The following is a 20361-nucleotide window of genomic DNA, read 5'->3' as shown; positions in this document are numbered from 1 at the left end:
CGAAACCTTAAAATACTTTGCGGTTTACAAAAAAAATCTGCAAAATCTGCGTGCTATTTTTTTCACGCAGATTCAGCAGATTTACGCAGATTTCTCTTTAATCCCTTTGCGGTTAATTTTTTTAGCCACAGATTATCACAAATTTTAAAACTTAAAACTTTGTACTCTTTGCGAAAAACTTTGCATTCTTTGCGGTTAAATTAAAACTTTGCAGTGTACAAAAAAAAATCTGCAAAATCTGCGTGCTATTTTTTTTCACGCAGATTTACGCAGATTTACGCAGATTTCTCTTTAATCCCTTTGCAGTTAAAAACTACAACAAATCAGGTTGGAAGAACTTCACTACTCCATCCCCTTCACTACTTACCACTAATAAGCTTCTTTTATTTGGGCTTTTAGAGGCACGTACAAAAAGTAAACCTTCAGGAGCATCACCAGTTCTAATACTTTGTACATATTTTGGAGCAGAAGGATTGCTAATATCATAAACGATTACAGTATCCGTTCTTTCTAAACCTACGAATAGAATGTTTTTATTCCCCATTTTAGCCACCACTACTGCTTCAGGTTCAGAACCTTTATCATCACTACGTGCATCATCATATGTTCCAAAATCATTCGAACGCTTGTCTAAATCATTTTTGCTATCATAAACTAAACTTCCTGTGTTTCCATTCCAAATTGTAAATGAACGTCCACCAAAAGAAATTAATTCATCTAAATCACTATCGTTATCCGAATCACCTTCTGTTGAAATCAAGTTCAAACGTCCCATTGAAGTATCCGCTTTCAAGGCAGCAGCATTAGGAAAAATAGTAGTATCTAAATTTAATGTTTTTAATCTTGCTACATCAGCATAAGTTCCGTATTCTCTAGCATCACCTTCGTTAGCCGTTATAAAATAAGGCGTTCCGTTAACTGTATAATTGGCAATTGCATCGGGCATATACATACCTTTTACTTTCCAAGGATTAAAAGCAATAGCCCCATCTTTATCACTTACATCAATGGCATTATCAGCTGTGTTGAAATCTTTGTAACCCAATCCAAAAAGCGAAGTAATTTTTTTAGAAGCCAAATCTACTTTAGCCACTCCGTTGTTTTCCTGCAAGGTTACCCAAGCCGTTTTAGAATCCGCATCGATTGTGATGTACTCTGGTTCGATATCAGCAACAAAACTCGTTGCCGTTTTTGAAACTCTGAAACCTTGCGTTCTTAAAGTAGCCACTTGACTTGCAAAACCTGCAAAATTCAATGTAGTAACTGTATAATCTTTGTTTACTTCGATAATCGAAACCGAACCTTCTGGATCTACCGTATAATCGGTGTTTGGTTCTCCTTCGTTAGCCGTCATAATGTATTTTCCATCTGGCGAAAAAGTTACCATATCTGGCAAAGCACCTACCGTAATTTCTTTAACTAAACTATAATCCGAAGTGTTAAAAACCACTACTTTTCCATTCGATTGTTTGTTAGTAGTTGATTCTAAAGCCACAGCCAATTTACCTCCATAAACCGCCACACTATTCGAAGCACCATTATAAGGAGTTAAGTTGATAACCGCTAATTTAACAGGACTCATCGGATTTGATAAATCAATTACATCAATTTGATTCGTAGCACTGTTATTTACTGTAAAAAGTCTTTTAGTAGTTTCGTCATAGGCACTAATTTCAGCAGCTCCTGCACCACCAATAGTGATTGTTCCTACTTCTTTAAAACTGGCTACGTCTTCATTTACTTCAAATTCTTCGTTGTCTTTTACTTTATCATTCTCACAGCTGCAAAAAATAAACAAGGCTGCAACTAATGAAATTCCAAAATTTTTCATGTTTTATTATTTTTGATAGTTTGCCACAAAAAGTAGATGCAACATGAAATCTTAGGATTAAGCCTATATTATTTAATAATTAACAAGTATAGACGCCATGTTAGAAAATCGTTTCGAAAATCTTTGAAATGTTAATTTATCAAAAATCACATTTTTAAAAAACACCACTTCCCTAGCCCAGACCGAAGTGAATAGCGTATGCGGGGAGAGCCTCACTTTTTTCTTGTGCTGGTAGAGCGACTGCAAGAAGCTCCTGCCAGCGCTTAGAAAAAGAAGGAAATCCCAAATACCTTGTAACGGAGGGCTGGAAATAGCTCCTTGAAATACGAATCTCATTTTGCTTAATTCCTTTAGCTCATTAATGGTGAAAAATGAAATGATCTAATGTTGCACTTTTGTTCGGCTCGGTTTTTATAATCCTCCTGAATGCTTATATTTGCGGTCTTAAAATAATACGCCTTTTTTATGACAACTACTAACAGACGTTTTCCTGCTGAATGGGAAAAACAAGAGGGAATTTTACTTTGTTTTCCGCACAACGGAAACGATTGGCCAGGGAAATACGAAGCGATTCAATGGGCTTTTGTGGAGTTTATCAAAAAGGTGGCTACTTACGAAAAGGTCTTCTTAGTTGTTATTGACGAAAAATTACAGGCTAAGGTTACCGATATGCTGGACAGAGCGCGTGTCAACTTGGATCAGGTGCAATTTATTCTTCAAAAAACGAATCGTAGCTGGATGCGTGATTCGGGACCTATTGTGGTGTACAAAGACGGCAAAAGAGAGGCTTTGAATTTTAACTTCAACGGTTGGGCGAAATACAAAAATTACCAACTGGACAAACATGTTCCTGCTAAGGTGGCGGATGCTTTGCAAATGCCTTTGACACAGGTAACTTATAAAGGAAAACCCGTAATTGTAGAAGGTGGTGCGATTGATGTAAACGGTCGTGGTACGTTATTAACTTCGGAGGAATGCCTGATGCACCCTAGTATTCAGGTGCGTAATACCGGATTTACGAAGCAAGATTACGAAGCGGTTTTTAAAGAATATTTAGGTGTTACCAATGTGATTTGGCTTGGTGATGGTGTGGAAGGTGATGACACGCACGGACATATAGATGATTTGGCTCGATTTGTCAACGAAGATACGATTGTGACTATCGTTGAAACGGATCCTAAAGATGCAAATTATAAGCCTTTGCAAGATAACTTAAAACGTTTGCAAAACGCTAAACTAGAAAACGGACAATCGCCTGTAATTGTTACACTTCCGATGCCAAAAAGATTGGATTTTGAAGATTTACGTTTGCCCGCGAGTTATGCCAACTTCCTGATTTTAAATAATTGTGTTTTGGTTCCCACATTCAACGATGTGAACGACCGAAAAGCATTGAACATCTTGGCGGAATGTTTCCCTGACAGAGAAATAATTGGTATTAGTGCGATTGATTTAATCTGGGGATTTGGGACTTTGCACTGCTTGAGTCAGCAAATCCCGGAATAAGGTTTAATTTACCATTATTTTTACCGCAAAGAATATATAGGTTTCGCAAAGTTTTTATAAAGATTTTGCGAAGCTTTGTTATTTTTAAAACTGTGTAAAAAGTTATGGCACGCAGATTTTACGGATTTTAGCAGATCTTTTTCTTTCTAAACTTTGCGATAAACTTTCAAAACTTTGCGGTTAAATATTTTAACCACAGATTTCACTGATTAACACAGATTATTTTTCTTTGAATACTTTGCGAAAAACTTTCAAATCTTTGCTGTTAAATATTTTAATCACAAATTATCACAAATTTTCTTTGCGAGCTTAGCGATTTCTTTGTGTCCTTTGCGGTTAAATAAAATATCGCCAAATAAAGCGATAATTAAAAATATCACTAAATATGACGATACTAAAAAATTATAATAATCCAGAAAAAATCCCATTTTTAAAATTCCCAATTAAGAACTATCTTCGTTTTTTGAAATTTAAAGATTAAATGATTTGAAAATTTAAAGATTGGTACAAAAACAACCGCCTCCAAATCTAAAATCTGAAATCAGCATTCTTAAATCAAAAATCAATACATGTCTTCTAACAATCTCCTTCTCACTCCTATCGAATACTTAAAAGGTGTTGGCCCCAGCCGGGGCGAATTGCTTCGTAAGGAATTGGGGATTCACAAATACGGAGATTTACTGAATTTTTACCCCAACCGATACATTGACCGAACCCGATATTACAAAATCAACCAACTGCAAAACAACATTGCTGAGGTTCAGATTATCGGGAAAATTATCAATGTCAAAACCGTTGAATTTGCCAAAGGCAAAAAACGCTTGGTGGCCACTTTTGTGGATGATACCGGACAAATGGAATTAGTTTGGTTTCAGGGACACAAATGGATTCGTGAATCTTTGAAGATAAATGAATTGATGGTCATTTTTGGAAAATGCACATCCTTTAACGGTGTGTACAATATGGCGCATCCGGAAATCGAACTCTGGGGCGAACACGAACAGAGTTTGCGTTCGGCTATGCAGGCGGTTTACCCTTCAACCGAAACTTTGACGAATCGGGGTATTTCAAATAGGGTTATCAACAAGATGATGCAGCAATTATTTTTGGAAACACAAGCCTTGTTTTCAGAAACTTTACCTAATTACCTCATTGAAAACTTGAAGTTGATTCCAAAGAATGCCGCATTGTTCAATATTCATTTTCCAAAGAGCGCCGAAGCTTTGGCGAAAGCCCAATTCCGATTAAAATTTGAAGAATTGTTTTTCATTCAGCTACAACTGATTATGAAAAACCTGATTCAAAAACATAAAATCAAAGGACATTCTTTTACAAAGGTTGGCGAACTTTTTAATGATTTTTACCAAAACCATCTTCCTTTTGAACTGACAAACGCTCAAAAAAGAGTAATCAAGGAAATCCGTACGGATATGGGAAGTAATGCTCAAATGAATCGTTTGTTACAAGGAGATGTAGGTTCAGGAAAAACCATTGTGGCATTTATGAGCATGCTTTTAGCCTTAGACAACGGCTTTCAGGCTTGTTTAATGGCTCCCACAGAAATCCTAGCTAACCAACATTTTTTAGGTCTTTCAGAATTAGCTAACAAACTCAATATAAACATTAGAATCCTTACAGGTTCAACCAAAACTTCAGATAGAAAAATTATTCACGAAGAACTGGAAAACGGCAGTTTACAAATCCTTATTGGTACACATGCCTTACTGGAAGACAAGGTGAAATTCCATAATTTAGGTTTAGCCATTATTGATGAGCAACATCGTTTTGGAGTAGAACAACGATCTAAATTGTGGAAGAAAAACGATATTCCACCACATATTTTGGTAATGACCGCCACTCCTATTCCGCGTACTTTAGCGATGAGTCTATACGGTGATTTGGACATTTCGGTTATTGACGAATTACCTCCGGGACGAAAACCCATTCAAACCGTGCATCGTTATGACAGCAACCGCTTGAAAATTTGGAAATTTATTCGGGACGAAATTGCTTTAGGGCGCCAAATTTACATTGTCTATCCATTGATTCAGGAATCAGAAAAGATGGATTACAAGGACTTAATGGATGGTTATGAAAGCATTTCCAGAGATTTTCCACTGCCCAATTATGCCGTTTCTATTGTTCATGGCAAGATGAAACCCGCCGATAAAGATGCTGAAATGAAACGTTTTGCCGAAGGAAAAACCAATATTATGGTGGCTACAACTGTAATTGAAGTAGGCGTAAATGTTCCTAATGCTTCGGTTATGATTATCGAAAGTGCGGAACGTTTTGGATTATCACAATTACACCAATTAAGAGGTCGTGTAGGTCGTGGTGCCGAGCAAAGCTATTGCATCCTGATTACAGATCATAAACTAAGTTCCGATAGCAAAACCCGAATGGAAACTATGGTTCGTACCAATGACGGATTTGAAATTGCCGAAGTCGATTTGAAATTAAGAGGTCCGGGAAACCTAATGGGAACACAACAAAGCGGTGTGCTAAACCTTCAAATTGCCGATATAGTCAAAGACAGAGAAATTCTTTCCTTAGCCAGAGCTCATGCGATGCAAATTGTCAATTCGGATATGGGATTAAACAAGCCCGAACATGCGGTTTTAAAAGCGGTTTATATGGAATTAACAAAGAAAAAGAACATCTGGAATTACATTAGTTAGCATAGCTTTGATTCCTAATTTATTGCCAAAGGATTGTTTTAGTCCAAAAAATATCCTTTACTTTTACTTGCAAAATTTATTTTCATGATCTCATACAACCCAAAAGACTGGTTCACTTTTATATTTCGTTTTCATAAAGCCGATACTTTTAGAAAACTCTTGCCGCTCATTATTTTGATAGGAGTGTATTCTGCGCTAATTGCCTATTTGGAATTAGAATATTGGCACCTACCTGATGATAGTAGAGTAAAAAACATATCAATCATGCATGGTATGTTGGGGTTTGTCATTTCACTTTTACTGGTTTTTAGAACCAATACCGCTTACGACCGTTGGTGGGAAGGACGAAAAGCCTGGGGTGCATTAGTAAATAACAGTCGTAATCTAGCCATCAAACTCCATGCTATTCTTGAAGATGAAAAAGACAGATCGTTTTTTAGAAAAACCATCCCGCTCTATGCTTCTATTCTAAACAAACATCTTAAAGATGAAGCAACAGGAAAACAATTAGATGAAGATATCGAACTGAATGAAACCCATAGCCACAAACCAAACCAAGTGGCTAAAATACTTTTTTCAAAAATAAATGATTTATACAAAGAGAAAAAAATATCAGGAGATCAATTGATTATCCTAAACAGCGAAATCCAATCCCTAACAGATATTTGTGGCGCTTGTGAGCGAATTAAAAACACCCCCATACCCTACTCTTATAGTGTTTTCTTAAAAAAATTTATTTTTTTCTATGTAATGACCTTGCCTTTTGGCTATGTTTTCAACCTCGGTTATTTTGTTATTCCAGTTGTTATTTTCATCTTTTATGTTTTGGCAAGTTTAGAACTAATTGCCGAAGAAATTGAAGAACCATTTGGTCACGATGCTAATGATTTACCAACAACTAAAATAGCTGAAAACATTAAAAAACACATTGAGGAAATACTGTAATTTCGATACAAATAGTTCAATTATTGTTATCAAAAACATTCATAATTAATCTCAAAAAGTAAGTTCAATAGCTTTGAAGCTCGGTTGACAATGTTTATATTTGCAACCTTATTAAAATATTCAAATGAAAATATCATACAACTGGTTAAAACAATTCATTAAAACCGATTGGAATTCTGAACAAACAGCAGCTTTACTTACTGATTTAGGACTTGAAGTAGAAGGTGTTGAAAAATATCAATCTGTAAAAGGAGGATTAGAAGGTATTGTTGTAGGACATGTTCTTACTTGCGAAAAACATCCAGATGCCGACAAATTAAAAGTAACCACCGTTGATTTAGGAAACGGAGCACCTATTCAAGTTGTTTGTGGTGCAAGCAATGTAGCAGCAGGTCAAAAAGTACCTGTAGCAACCATTGGAACTGTTTTATACGATAAAGAAGGAAATGCATTTACCATAAAAAAAGGAAAAATCCGTGGACAGGAAAGTCATGGAATGATTTGTGCCGAAGACGAATTAGGTCTAGGTGACAGTCATGACGGAATTATGGTATTAGATAACGACTTAGTACCTGGAACTCCTGCTGCTAAAGTTTTCAAAATTGAAAATGACGAAGTTTTTGAAATCGGATTAACACCTAACCGTGCCGATGCCATGAGCCATTTAGGAACAGCCCGAGATTTGAGAGCTGGATTATTACAAAATGGTGTAAGTGTCGAACTAATCACTCCTTCGATAAGCAATTTTAGAGTAGATATGCGTACTTTAAAAATTGACGTGAATGTAGAAGCACCAACATTAGCCCCTCGTTATTGTGGAGTTACCATTTCGGGTATTACCGTAAAACCTTCTCCTGCCTGGTTACAAGATCGTTTGAAAGCTATTGGAATCAATCCAAAAAATAATATTGTTGATGTTACTAATTATGTTTTACATGATTTAGGGCAGCCATTACACGCTTTTGATGCTGCAAAAATCAATGGTAAAATCCATGTAAAAACAGTTGAAGCGGGAACAAAATTCACAACGCTTGACGAGGTAGAAAGAACATTACATGAAGAAGATTTAATGATTTGTGACGACAAAGGGCCATTGTGTATTGCGGGTGTTTTAGGAGGACAAAACTCAGGAGTGAATAATAATACTACTTCTATTTTCTTAGAAAGTGCTTATTTCAATCCGGTGAATATTAGAAAAACAGCCAAAAGACATCAATTAAGTACCGATGCTTCTTTTAGATTTGAAAGAGGGATTGATCCTTCCATTACAGCTTATGCTTTAAAACGTGCGGCTTTATTAATTCAGGAAGTAGCGGGTGGACAAATTACTTCTGAAGTTTTAGATGTTTATACCAAAAAAATAGAAGATTTCTCGGTATTTGTAAACTTTGATAAAGTAACTAAAATCATTGGCCAACAAATTCCAAAAGACACTATAAAGAAAATATTAGCTTCATTAGATATTAAAATCAATAGCGTTTCGGATGCTGGTTTAGGTTTGACGATTCCTGCATATCGTGTAGATGTTCAAAGAGAAATTGATGTAATTGAAGAGATCCTAAGAGTATACGGTTACAATAAAATTGACTTTTCAAACAAATTGAGTGCAACCGTTTTTAATGCACCTAGAAATGAAGATTATAAAGTGCAAAACATTGTTGGGAATCAATTAAACTCGCAAGGATTCCACGAAATGATGGCTAACTCGTTAACAACGGCCTCTTATGTTCAACTTTCTGAAATGCTTAAAGAAGAACACAATGTTACGATGTTAAATCCATTGAGTAACGATTTAGCAGCCATGCGTCAATCCTTATTGTTTTCAGGATTAGAAGCGATTGCATACAATATTAATCGAAAAAATTCCGATTTAAGATTGTTCGAATTTGGAAAATCTTACCATAAATTTTTAGCCGGTTATGAAGAGCACAAACATCTTACTATGTTTGTAACTGGAAACAGAAATCAAGAAAATTGGACTAACACGCAAAAACCATCTGATTTCTTTTTATTCAAAGGTTATGTAGAAGGAATTTTTACCCGATTAGGGATTGCAAAAACACAAAATTCTCCTGTAAAATCGGATATATTCTCAGAGGGAATTGCAATTACTTCCGGACATAATGTTTTAGTTGAATTTGGTGTGGTAAAAAAATCCATCTTAAAACATTTTGGTATCAAACAAGAAGTTTTCTTTGCCGATTTTAATTGGGAAACAGTATTAAAAACAATTCCAACTAAAATAAAATTCAGCGAAATCACTAAATATCCTGAGGTAAGAAGAGATTTAGCTTTATTGATTGATCAAAATGTAAGCTACGATAGCATTTATACCATTGCCAGACAAACAGAGAAAAGTTTGTTAAAGAATATTAACCTTTTTGATGTATACGAAGGGAAAAATCTTCCTGAAGGCAAAAAGTCTTATGCTTTGAGTTTCATTTTGCAAGACGACTCCAAAACACTTACTGATGCTCAAATTGATAAAATCATGAGCAAGTTGCAAAAGAATTTTGAAACAGAACTTGGAGCTTCTTTACGATAATTCTATTAGAACTTATAAAAATCAAAACCCATTCGCCACGACGAATGGGTTTTTCATTTCTAACAAAATATAGTTAACCAAATATAACTATGCCTTAGGTAGTAATACGCTGTCTACAACATGTATTACTCCATTCGATTGATTTACATCAGCGATAGTAACTTCAGACATCGAACCTTTTTCATCGGTGATATATAATTTTTTTCCTTTCATCCAAGCTGTTAATGTACCACCACTTACGGTTTTCATTGTAGCTTTTCCATTTCCTGCTTTGATTGCTTTTGCAATATCTGAAGCATTCATTTTTCCAGCAACCACATGATAGGTCAAAATAGTTTGTAGCATTTTTTTGTTTTCAGGCTTTAGTAATGTTGCCACAGTTCCTTTTGGTAATTTATCAAACGCGGCATTTGTTGGGGCAAAAACGGTGAATGGTCCTTTTCCTTGTAAAGTTTCTACTAATTCTGCTGCTTTAACTGCAGCGACCAAAGTAGTGTGGTCTTTAGAATTAACGGCATTCTCAATGATGTTTTTAGTAGGATACATTGGGGCACCTCCTACTGTAACTGCCTTTTGTGCAAAAGATGTAGCTCCAAATACAAAGGCGATAATTACTGCTGATAATAGGTTTTTAGTTTTCATACAAAAATATTTTAAGTTATATAAAAGCATTTACGAAAACTCGTTTATTTTGGTTTTAAAAAAGAAAATAATTAACTCCAAAAAAAAAGTGAGACTCATAGAATCTCACTTTTATTATCACAATTTAAATTATAAATTCTTTATCACAAATTCACTTCGGCGGTTTAACTCGTGTTGTTCTTCAGAACAGGATTCACTTGGTTCACACTTTATAATCTGAACTGTTTCACCATAACCTTTAGCAAAAATTCGTTTAGTCGGAATCCCCTGTTTGATAAAATAATCCCTCGTAGAATTAGCTCGTTTAGTAGATAAATCCAAATTGTATTGTGCATTTCCTCTATTATCGGTATGCGAACCAATTTCAACCACCATCTCCGGATATTTTTTCATCAATTCGATTACTCTGTTCAAAATAGGTTTTGATTCTTTTCGAATGTACCATAAATCGTAATCAAAATAAATAGGATCTGTTTTAATTAGCAGACGGTCTTTATCCTTTACGACATCCTTTTCAGCTGCTACCAGTACAGCAATCTTTTGCTGCTTCTTAACCTCTGCTTCCTCTGCGGCTTTTTTGGCTGCTAGTTCTTTTTCAACTTTGGCTTTTTCAGCCACAATAGCGGCCTCCTTCTTTTGTTTGGCTACTAATAAAGCCGTCTCCTGTTTTTGCTTCTCTAGCTGTAATGCTGCTTCTTTCTTCTTTTGTTCAATGGCAGCTAATTCCTCTTTCTTAATCACTTCTTTTGATTTAATGGCCAAAGAAGCATCATTAATTTTCTTTCTGTCCTTATATAATTTCAAGAATGTAGAAGCATCTGTATATTGCTCTTTGGAAGCAGAAACGGTATAGCTTTTTTCACAATCAACATTAAATGAAAATTTTCCATCAGCTGATGTAAACACAGTCGCAATTTCCTTTTTATTAGCATCCTGCAAAATTACTTTCGCCTGAGCCAAAGGCAATTTAGAATCAACATCAGTTATAACTCCCGCAATATATTGCATACAATTTTCAACTATCAACGGCTGAATTTCGTTGATTTCATAAATATCATCAGCTCCTTTCCCACCCTTTCTGTTGGATGCAAAATAACCATGCTGCGTATCCGAATCAATCACAAAAGAAAAATCGTCATAGCCGGAATTAATTGGCAAACCAACATTCAAAGCTTTCGAAAATTCTCCATTTTTATATTCAGAAACAAATACATCCATAAAGCCATAACCCGCATGACCATTAGAAGAGAAATACAATTTGTTGTCTAGAGATACAAAAGGAAATTGTTCTTTTTTATCCGTATTAATCGTTGGGCCCAGATTTTTTGGTGTACCATAATCAGAGCCTAAAACAGGCACCGAGTAAATATCGAAAGAACCTAAAGATCCCGGCATATCGGAAGCAAAATATAAGATCTTTTCATCGGAACTTAAAGCAGGATGCTCCACAGAATAATTATCACTATTAAATGGCAAAGCGGTAACATTTTGCCATTTTCCATTAAGCAATTCAGCCTTATAAATTTTCAGCGTAGAAACCTTTTGTTCGTTTTTAACTCTTACTCCGTCAATTGAATTATTACGGGTAAAATACATTGTTTTTCCGTCTTTAGTGAATACTGCATTGGCTTCATGTAAAGGGGAATTCAATTCGACAGAAAATTGTCTAATAGAATCTGCTTTTGGATTTTTAAGTGAAACAGCCATCAAATTCAAATAACTTTCATTGTTCCATCTATACAATTTCCCTGATGCTTTAGGCCTTCTAAAAACTGCTGCAAAAACTAATTTATCCTTATAAGGCACTGCTCCAAACTCGGAATTAGCTGTATTAATAGACAAATTTTTAATTTTATATCTATCTCCCAATGCAGAAATATTTTCCAATACTAAATTATCTCTATCTAAATTCTCAATAGCTTTGGTATTATTGCTACTTTGAAAATAAGCGCGAAGTACTTTATTGGCTTCATCATAATTACCGGAAGCTTTTAGTGTTTGAGCATATTTAAAATAATAATCCGCATCGGCTGCCTGAGGAAATCGGGCGATCAAAAAACGATATTGACGTTGTGCATTGGCATAATCATTCGTATTATAATAACTGTCTGCCAGGTTTTTCACTACTTCAAAAGAACGATTCGTATTCATAATAGATTCGTACAATGGAATAGCCTCGCTATAATAGGTTCTGTCAAATAGGCGTTTAGCCCTTTTTAAATCCTGTGATTGTGCCTGAGTTAATTGAAAAGCAAACACAAATAAAACCAGATATAATCTTTTCATTGCCGTCATATTAAAAGAATCTTGGTGATTTATCGTATCCTTTGCCTAATAAATCTAAATTAAACAACATAAAAACTTCGTGCGTTCCTGAATTGAACTGACCTAAATTGTTCGTAGTATAATCGTATGCATAACCTACACTTATACTTGGCGAAACCCTTATATTCATCAGTGCACTTACCGAATCATCAATTCGATAAGAAGCCCCTAATTCAAATTTTTCATTAAACAACACATTGGCAGATACATCCAGAGAAGCAGCAGAACCCGGAACAATTTTGGTCATAAAAGCTGGTTTCAGCTTAAAAGTATCCGATAAGTTAAATACATAACCTCCTGTAAAAAACATATGCACTTGCTCTGAACCAAAAGCATTAATTCCGGAGCGTTCTTCAATATGTTTGGAAGAAAGCAGGTTGGGAGCAGAAAATCCTAAGTAATAATTATTGGTTAGAAAATAAGCCCCTACCCCAATATTTGGAAAAATAGTATTGATATTTTGTGCAAAAGCTTCATCGGTTGAAGAGTCTCCGCTTTCAAACTGAAAACCATTAAAATTGGTTCTGAAAGAAGTAAAACCGGCTTTTAATCCCAAGGACAATTTTGCTCTATTGGTCATATTCAAAACATAAGCAAAATCAGCATAGAAATTATCTTCTTTTTTAGCTCCTTTTCCAATGTCATCAGAAACAATCGAGAATCCCATTTCTACCTTTTTACTCAAAGCAGCATGACCAAAAAAGTTGGATGTTTTGGGAGCACCATTCATACCTGCCCATTGAGAACGATATAAAACACCTAAGTCCAACATAGCCTGGGTACCGGTTGCATAGGCAGGATTGACCACATTCATATTATACATATAATGGGTATATTCCGGATCCTGCTGAGCTAACAGCTTAAGTGCAAATAGTAAAAAACTGAAACTAAATATAATTTTCTTCATTCGAAATCTAATTTAATGGCTTGAAACAACTATCGGTTGAGATATAAGGTTCCTTGAATTGGTTTTTTATTTCCTTTGTTGAAATGCAGTACATAAAAGTAAACTCCATTTGGAGCTATTCCATCTATTCCTACTTTATAATCAGAATTTCTACCGTCCCATTCTAATTTATTTTTATTTCCTCTGAAAAGAATATTTCCATAACGATTAAAAATTTCTAAGCTAAAGTCAGGATAAATAAACTGAATATCCGGAATTCTGAACACATCATTTTTACCATCTCCATTTGGAGAAAACCCATCCGGAACAAAAAAGTCAGGAGTTACCTCGCAATTGGCTAATTCAACGGTTACTTCCAATGGATCTGAATAACAAGTTGTGCTGGTAGAATAATTAAATGCATAATACTTTTTACCATCTACCAATAAGGTACTTGCAGCCAGCAGATTTCCGTTGGTAGCCGCATCATACCATACCAAAGTATCATCCGCAGTAGTTTTATCACTTAAACTTTGAATCGTTGGATTATCCAATCCGCAGAATTTTTGTCCATCTGTGGCTAATACCGGAGCATCTGTTTCGTTTATTGTTACCGAAATTGGCGTTCTCCCAGATTCACATCCCGTAGCCGAATTCACTTCTTTTACATAATAAATTCTTGTTACTAATACTGTTGAAGTACTCAAAACAGTGGTACTGGAAACCGAATCAAACCATTGGTATTGTGATCCGCTTGGCGTTAAATTCGCAATTGTTTTCGCATCATTTTTACAGAAAACAAAACTCGCTGCTGTCGGATTAGCCGGAATAGTATTTACATCAAATGATTTGGTTTTATTTAAAGATACAGCCGCACAACCATTGCCATTATCCAAAACAGAATTTAATGTCAAAGTAGTGTTACCTATATTAGTCAACATTGTATTTGGAATCGTAAAACTTGCATTTCCTGAGCTTACTGTTAAGGTCACATTTTGATTAGCCAGAACATTTGCCCCGGATAAACCAAAATTAACAGTAATATTTGTCATACTTCCCAATCCGGTAAGCTGTACAGCAGCATTTTGTCCCAAACAAACAGCATTTATATTCAAATTAACTGCTGAAGCATCAGGCAAAGCTTTTACCGTAAACAATTTAGCCAATGCAACCGAATTGGTACAAGCAGTAGATAAGTTAACTATATTAGTAATCGTTAAAGCATTATTGACACCTACATTTGGAATTAAATTAGCAGGAACGATAAAATTCCCCACTCCATTAGTCACTGTAAATGTTGCTTGCTGATTTGTCGCTGTATTATCACCCGATAAATTATAAGTAATTCGATAATTGCCGTTCGTCAAATTGGTATTTCCTGAAATTTGAACCTGAGCATCAAAACCTTTACAAACAGGATTAATGGTTAACGATGCATTATTAATTTTTGGCAATGGATTGATATATAAAATATCCGAAATTGTTCCTAAAGTATTCGTACAAGCTCCTTTTGCAGCGGTATTTACAATATTAGTTATAGTAAAAGTATAATTTCCAACTGCCTGAAGATTCACCGGATCAACACTAAAAACAAAAACACCATTTGAGAAATTTCCGTTTACAGTGATATTCTTTGTTGTTGTTCCATTATTAATCGAATAACTTACATCATAATTTCCATTCGGAATTGCCTGTGGTCCTTTGGTTAAGGTAGCCGAATAAGTAGCCGTTGCAATTTCATTTTCACAGATATCATTGTTTACGACCAAAGTACTTCCTGTAAAATTCAGTGGATCTTCAATGGTAATTTTCACAGTAGATTGAGAATTGGAACAGATAGGATTGGCAGAAGTAACACTATATACAAAACTATAAGTACCCGCTCCAAAGCTATTATAAATAGCTGCCAAATCAATCTTATTATCAGCCGAACTTGTAATTTGTCCGGTTCCTGAACCATCCAACCAGCTTCCTCCTGCATCTTCACCACTCAATAAATTATTCAAATTCAAATTGGAATAAGATGCTAAATTAGCATTACTACACAATAATAAATTTGAGGCTGTACCAGCTACTGGCTTTCTAAAAATAGAAACTGAAATCGTAGCCGACTGAGCCGGACAAGTATCCAAGGCTGGAATTGAATAGGTATAGGAGTAATTTCCTTCACCCAATAATTTAGGATTAATAGTATTTCCTGATAAGGTAAGCGGAGTAGTAACTGCTGTCCAAACTCCATTTTGTAGTGGACTAAGCTGAGTTCCGTCAAAGGCTAAAAACAAATTAAAACTTTCAACATCGTCACAGGTAGAAACATTACTAGGTACCCCCGTATAAGGACCAATTTTCAAGGTTATGGTTGCTTCGTTATCTGAACAAGTGGAAGGATCCTGAACGTAAGTATAGGTATAAATTCCACTATTACGTATCGTTTGAGCATTTAATATCCCATTAAAAATAGCCGTTTCAAGCGGTTTCGAATTATCAATCCATACTCCTCCCGGACTTGGAGTACCACCTAATAGGTTATAGAGATTAATATTCTTATAGACGGGATTTTGAATATCACAAATTGTCAAACTTGCATCATCCCCGGCACATTGCGAATAAGCATCTGAAAACAAGAAGAGTAGACAAAAAAGTAAAAGATTTAGAAAGTTGTTTTTGATATAAAAAAGTAGTTTTACTATCATACCCCATTTTTTAGGATTATAACTCTAGATAATTTACTGCTAATGTAAGAAATAAAGCATTAATACTGTCTAAAAATAACGATAAAATAGCTTAGTCTTTTTACAAGATTCCAACTAATACTAATTTTCTGTAATCTTGAACTACATTAATTTCATTTATCCAAAACACAACTCAATTACAACTATCAAAGGAAAAATTATTCCATAAAAAAAGTCCCGATTACTCGGGACTTTTAAAATTATAAAAAAGTTGAGAATTATTTTTTCTCAGATTTTTCCATTTTAGCTTTCAAAGCAGCTAATACATCATTGTTATCTCCTAAAGTAGCAGCAGGTGCATTAGTAGAAGCAGCAGATGCAGTGTTTTCAGCAGCAGCTTTCACGTTTTTCTCTTCTTCTTCACGGAAGATAGCAGTGTGAGAAGCAACTACTCTTTTGAATTCTTTGTTGAATTCGATCACTTTGAAATCAGCAGATTCTCCTTTTTTCAATTTCTTTCCGTCTTCTTTTTCTAAGTGACGAGTAGGAATGAAAGCAACGATATCATCACCAAATTCTACAGTAGCTCCTTTATCAACGATTTCAGAGATTTCTCCATTGTGGATAGTTCCAACAGCGAATGAATCTTCGTATTGATCCCAAGGATTAGTAGTAGTTTGTTTGTGACCTAATGATAATTTACGTCCTTCAACATCTAATTCTAATACAACTACGTCTAATTTTTCACCTACGTTTACAAATTCAGATGGGTGTTTGATTTTCTTAGTCCAAGATAAGTCAGAGATGTAGATTAATCCATCAATTCCTTCTTCTAATTCTACGAAAATTCCAAAGTTTGTAAAGTTTCTAACGATACCTGTGTGTTTAGAACCTACTGGGTATTTAGCAGTGATATCAGTCCATGGATCTTGAGTCAATTGTTTGATACCTAATGACATCTTACGATCGTCTCTATCTAAAGTCAAGATAACAGCCTCAACAACATCTCCAACTTTCACGAAATCTTGAGCAGAACGTAAGTGAGTAGACCATGACATTTCAGAAACGTGGATTAAACCTTCAACACCTTCAGCAACTTCGATGAAAGCACCGTAATCAGCAATAACAACTACTTTTCCAGAAACTTTATCACCTACAGTTAAGTTAGCATCTAATGCATCCCAAGGGTGAGCGTTTAATTGTTTCAATCCTAATTGGATTCTTGTTTTCTCATCATCGAAATCAAGGATAACAACGTTTAATTTTTGGTCTAATTCAAGAACTTCAGATGGGTGGTTGATTCTTGACCAAGAAAGGTCAGTAATGTGGATTAATCCGTCAACACCACCTAAGTCAATAAATACACCGTAAGAAGTAATGTTTTTAACAACACCTTCTAAAACTTGTCCTTTTTGTAATTGACCGATGATTTCTTTTTTCTGTACCTCGATATCAGCTTCGATAAGCGCTTTGTGAGATACAACAACATTTTTGAATTCGTGGTTGATTTTTACCACTTTGAATTCCATTGTTTTGTTTACGTAAACATCGTAATCTCTAATTGGTTTAACATCAATTTGAGATCCTGGCAAGAACGCTTCGATTCCGAATACGTCTACGATCATACCACCTTTAGTTCTGCATTTAACGAAACCATTAACGATTTCTCCAGTTTCATTAGCAGCAATAACTCTATCCCATGATTTGATTGTACGAGCTTTTCTGTGAGACAATACTAATTGACCTGTTTTATCCTCACGGATGTCGATTAATACTTCTACTTTATCTCCAACTTTTAAGTTAGGGTTGTAACGAAATTCGTTTAAAGAGATAACACCTTCAGATTTAGCATTGATATCAACGATTACGTCTCTATCAGTAATTCTTACAACAACTCCTTCTACTACTTCTTCTTGATCTGTAGAGATGAAAGTTTTAGATACTAATTCTTCGAATTCTTGTAAGTTTTTCTCATCAACTGCATCAATACCTTCTTCGAAATTGTGCCAGTTAAAATTTGCTAAAAACTCTTCTTGTGATTTTAATTGTTCAGACATGCTGATTTGTAAATTTGTATTCTGTGTTCGCTTGAGCTTCTTAATGTGAGAGAAAACAACAGAAGTTGTTGATATAAATTGTTGATACCTAAAGGAAACTCTTATTCACCAAAAGGTGCGCAAAATTAAAACATTATTCTCTAACTACAAAACAAATTTCATTGATAATCACTGCTTAACCCAAATAATAACTTTAATCACGTTTTTTCTTTGCTTTTGGAGCAGAACGTACTGATTTTCAAAAGTACTTCCCTCCTGCTCTCGCCTTTATCTCTGCGAGGATATCGGCTCGATCAGGGCTATTTAGCTCGTTTTGTTTTCAGTACACATTTTGTAAAGATATTTTGATATATTTGAAAAAAATAAAACCTCATGATTGTTAGACCAATCCACCCAAAATTGGAGTGATAGGTCTGATTTTATCAGGCCTATATACTAGTTAGCCACAATACAAAAAAACGACGATGAATAATACAAATCTTCCAATATAAATAACCACAATTTATCCAATAATTAATATAGATGAAAGTAAGGAAAATGGACTAGAAGATTTTATTATTGAACTATCGAAGCTTAGCATTGAGGTCTATTTATGTTTAAATAAATATGGCAACGTTTTTTTAAATTTTAAATTCGTTGAAGAAACAGATCATCCAGAGTTAGACAATAAACACAAACTTTATCTTGTAATTGAATCAACAACAGAAATTAATATTCAAAAAATAGCGGAACAGTTTGATTCTAATTCAGAACTTGAAAAAGAAATACAGCCCGAACAATTGATTATAGCATATTATAGACTTTTGTACAATGCACAATTAGGTCATTTTTTAAAATTTACCCAAATATCTCATCCTGGCACATTATGGCTTGGAGAAGGTTTTGTATACTTATATCATAAACAGATAGATAAAGTTGAAGGAATATCTTCTACTCTTATTGAACAAAATTATCTAAAAGATTCCTGGCCTTCAAAAACTAATGTGACAATAATAGAAGTTTGAAATTACATAATGAACAAAACAACTCTATTAGAAGAATTTAGTAGGACAAAAATTGAAAGAGCATTAAATAGTTTTACATATTTGTTCTCTGATAGTTATCATAAAGATATTCCCGTTGCATTATTCTGGTCATTAAGTGGTTTAGAAGCTTTATATGTGGAAGGAGATACAGGAATAACGCAACAACTAAATGATAAAATACAAGTATTTCTTGGTGAAATAGAAACTGATAAAAAACGGTTAAAGAAATTATATAATTTTCGTTCATCTTTAATTCACGGCGGAATGAGTATTCCAATTAAAGACGCAATTATCAATGACGAAAAACATTTAGATAACTTATATGAAATGAATACTTTCGCAATAATTATCTTAGTGACAAGTTTGCAAAAAATAATAAAAAACAATCTAACGGAACTGAAATTTAAATACACGTACTAGAAAATAAGTACTGTGGCTAATCCCGACCGCGCGGATATACACACAAACGTTAGTGCAGAACCCCAAAAAGCTTAACCACTAAGTAAATCACTTTAAAATAATTCAATGAGATTATTCCTTTGTCAGGATGACAAGATTGCGTTAAAAAAACTATCATTCAAAAACTGAAAATTTGACATTTCTTTCTTAAAAATTAATAAATTTTTCAGAAACTAAAAACCGCTAAAAACCACTTCAACTAACTTATTGTCAGTTTACTGCACTTGGTATTTTCTTTGCATATTTAACTACTAAATAAATGTTTAACTTAAAAATTAATTATTATGACAGTCGTAAGATACCAAAACCAATGGCCTAGTTTATTAGATCGATTTTTTAATAATGATTTTGAGGGTTGGAATCGATACAATTTTTCAAAAACCAACACTACCTTGCCTTCTTTAAACATCAAGGAAAACAAAGATTCCTTTTTTGTGGAAGTAGCCGCTCCGGGATTTGAAAAATTCGATTTCAAAATTGAACTAAACAATGATGTATTAACCATATCATCCGAAAAAAAACTAAGCAATGAAGTCAAAGATGGCGAAAGAATTACCAAACAAGAATTCAGCTACCAGTCTTTTAGTCGTTCCTTTACGCTTCCAGAACTTGTGGATGAAGAAAAAATTGCCGCCAAATACGAAAACGGAATTTTAGCTATCAATATCCCTAAAAAAGAAGAAGCAAAACCCAAAAGTCCTAAATTAATTAGCATTAAATAGACAAAAAAAGTATTCTTTAAAAGAGTTAGCTTCCGTCTAACTCTTTTTTATTTATCTATTATCTA

General features: G+C 34.5%; 12 protein-coding genes. 6 read left to right on the top strand and 6 right to left on the bottom strand.

The genetic code is table 11. From position 1 onward, the window contains the following. Nucleotides 1-313: 313 nt before the first annotated feature. Nucleotides 314-1831, bottom strand: a complete 1518-nt coding sequence (locus P5P90_RS02020) for a choice-of-anchor I family protein (protein ID WP_278035580.1) — start codon at nucleotides 1829-1831, stop codon at nucleotides 314-316. A 465-nt stretch (nucleotides 1832-2296) separates the two neighbouring features. On the opposite strand from P5P90_RS02020, the gene P5P90_RS02015 reads away from it, so the two are divergent. The 4 genes from P5P90_RS02015 (at nucleotide 2297) to pheT (ending at nucleotide 9508) form a co-directional block, all read left to right on the top strand. Then, nucleotides 2297-3337 (top strand): agmatine deiminase family protein, encoded by a 1041-nt coding sequence (locus tag P5P90_RS02015; RefSeq protein ID WP_278035579.1) that lies wholly within the window; start codon nucleotides 2297-2299, stop codon nucleotides 3335-3337. Between the two features lie 569 nt (nucleotides 3338-3906). Further along, nucleotides 3907-6018: an ATP-dependent DNA helicase RecG gene (gene recG, locus P5P90_RS02010; RefSeq protein ID WP_278035578.1), complete on the top strand. Its 2112-nt coding sequence runs from the start codon at nucleotides 3907-3909 to the stop codon at nucleotides 6016-6018. 84 nt (nucleotides 6019-6102) lie between these two features. Further along, nucleotides 6103-6963, top strand: coding sequence for a bestrophin family protein (locus P5P90_RS02005; RefSeq protein ID WP_278035577.1), 861 nt, complete (start codon nucleotides 6103-6105; stop codon nucleotides 6961-6963). A 124-nt stretch (nucleotides 6964-7087) separates the two neighbouring features. Beyond that, the gene (pheT, locus tag P5P90_RS02000) at nucleotides 7088-9508 is read left to right on the top strand and encodes a phenylalanine--tRNA ligase subunit beta (RefSeq protein WP_278035576.1); all 2421 of its coding nucleotides are present in this window, start codon (nucleotides 7088-7090) and stop codon (nucleotides 9506-9508) included. Nucleotides 9509-9595: 87 nt separating this feature from the next. On the opposite strand, the gene P5P90_RS01995 is transcribed toward pheT, so the two are convergent. The 5 genes from P5P90_RS01995 to rpsA form a co-directional block, all read right to left on the bottom strand. Then, on the bottom strand, nucleotides 9596-10150 hold the full coding sequence (locus P5P90_RS01995; protein ID WP_278035575.1) for a fasciclin domain-containing protein: 555 nt from the start codon (nucleotides 10148-10150) through the stop codon (nucleotides 9596-9598). A 129-nt stretch (nucleotides 10151-10279) separates the two neighbouring features. Next, nucleotides 10280-12436 carry an OmpA family protein gene (locus tag P5P90_RS01990; protein ID WP_278035574.1) on the bottom strand — a complete coding sequence of 719 codons (2157 nt, stop codon included), beginning with the start codon at nucleotides 12434-12436 and terminating at the stop codon, nucleotides 10280-10282. A gap of 10 nt (nucleotides 12437-12446) precedes the next feature. Further along, nucleotides 12447-13382, bottom strand: a complete 936-nt coding sequence (locus P5P90_RS01985) for a PorP/SprF family type IX secretion system membrane protein (RefSeq protein ID WP_278035573.1) — start codon at nucleotides 13380-13382, stop codon at nucleotides 12447-12449. Nucleotides 13383-13411: 29 nt separating this feature from the next. Then, nucleotides 13412-16054 (bottom strand): T9SS type B sorting domain-containing protein, encoded by a 2643-nt coding sequence (locus P5P90_RS01980; RefSeq protein WP_278035572.1) that lies wholly within the window; start codon nucleotides 16052-16054, stop codon nucleotides 13412-13414. A 257-nt stretch (nucleotides 16055-16311) separates the two neighbouring features. Next, a complete protein-coding gene (gene rpsA / locus P5P90_RS01975) occupies nucleotides 16312-18090 on the bottom strand; it encodes a 30S ribosomal protein S1 (protein WP_278035571.1) in 1779 nt (592 codons plus the stop codon). A 1013-nt stretch (nucleotides 18091-19103) separates the two neighbouring features. On the opposite strand from rpsA, the gene P5P90_RS01970 reads away from it, so the two are divergent. Together P5P90_RS01970 and P5P90_RS01965 are read left to right on the top strand one after the other, a co-directional pair. After that, nucleotides 19104-19535, top strand: a complete 432-nt coding sequence (locus tag P5P90_RS01970) for a HEPN domain-containing protein (RefSeq protein ID WP_278035570.1) — start codon at nucleotides 19104-19106, stop codon at nucleotides 19533-19535. 323 nt (nucleotides 19536-19858) lie between these two features. Beyond that, nucleotides 19859-20296 carry an Hsp20/alpha crystallin family protein gene (locus P5P90_RS01965; protein ID WP_278035569.1) on the top strand — a complete coding sequence of 146 codons (438 nt, stop codon included), beginning with the start codon at nucleotides 19859-19861 and terminating at the stop codon, nucleotides 20294-20296. Nucleotides 20297-20361 lie beyond the last annotated feature (65 nt).

The organism is Flavobacterium nitratireducens (assembly GCF_029625335.1).
Taxonomy (GTDB): Bacteria; Bacteroidota; Bacteroidia; order Flavobacteriales; family Flavobacteriaceae; genus Flavobacterium; species Flavobacterium nitratireducens.
Note: the sequence above shows the minus strand (reverse complement) of the source record. Positions and strands in the feature narration are given on the sequence as shown.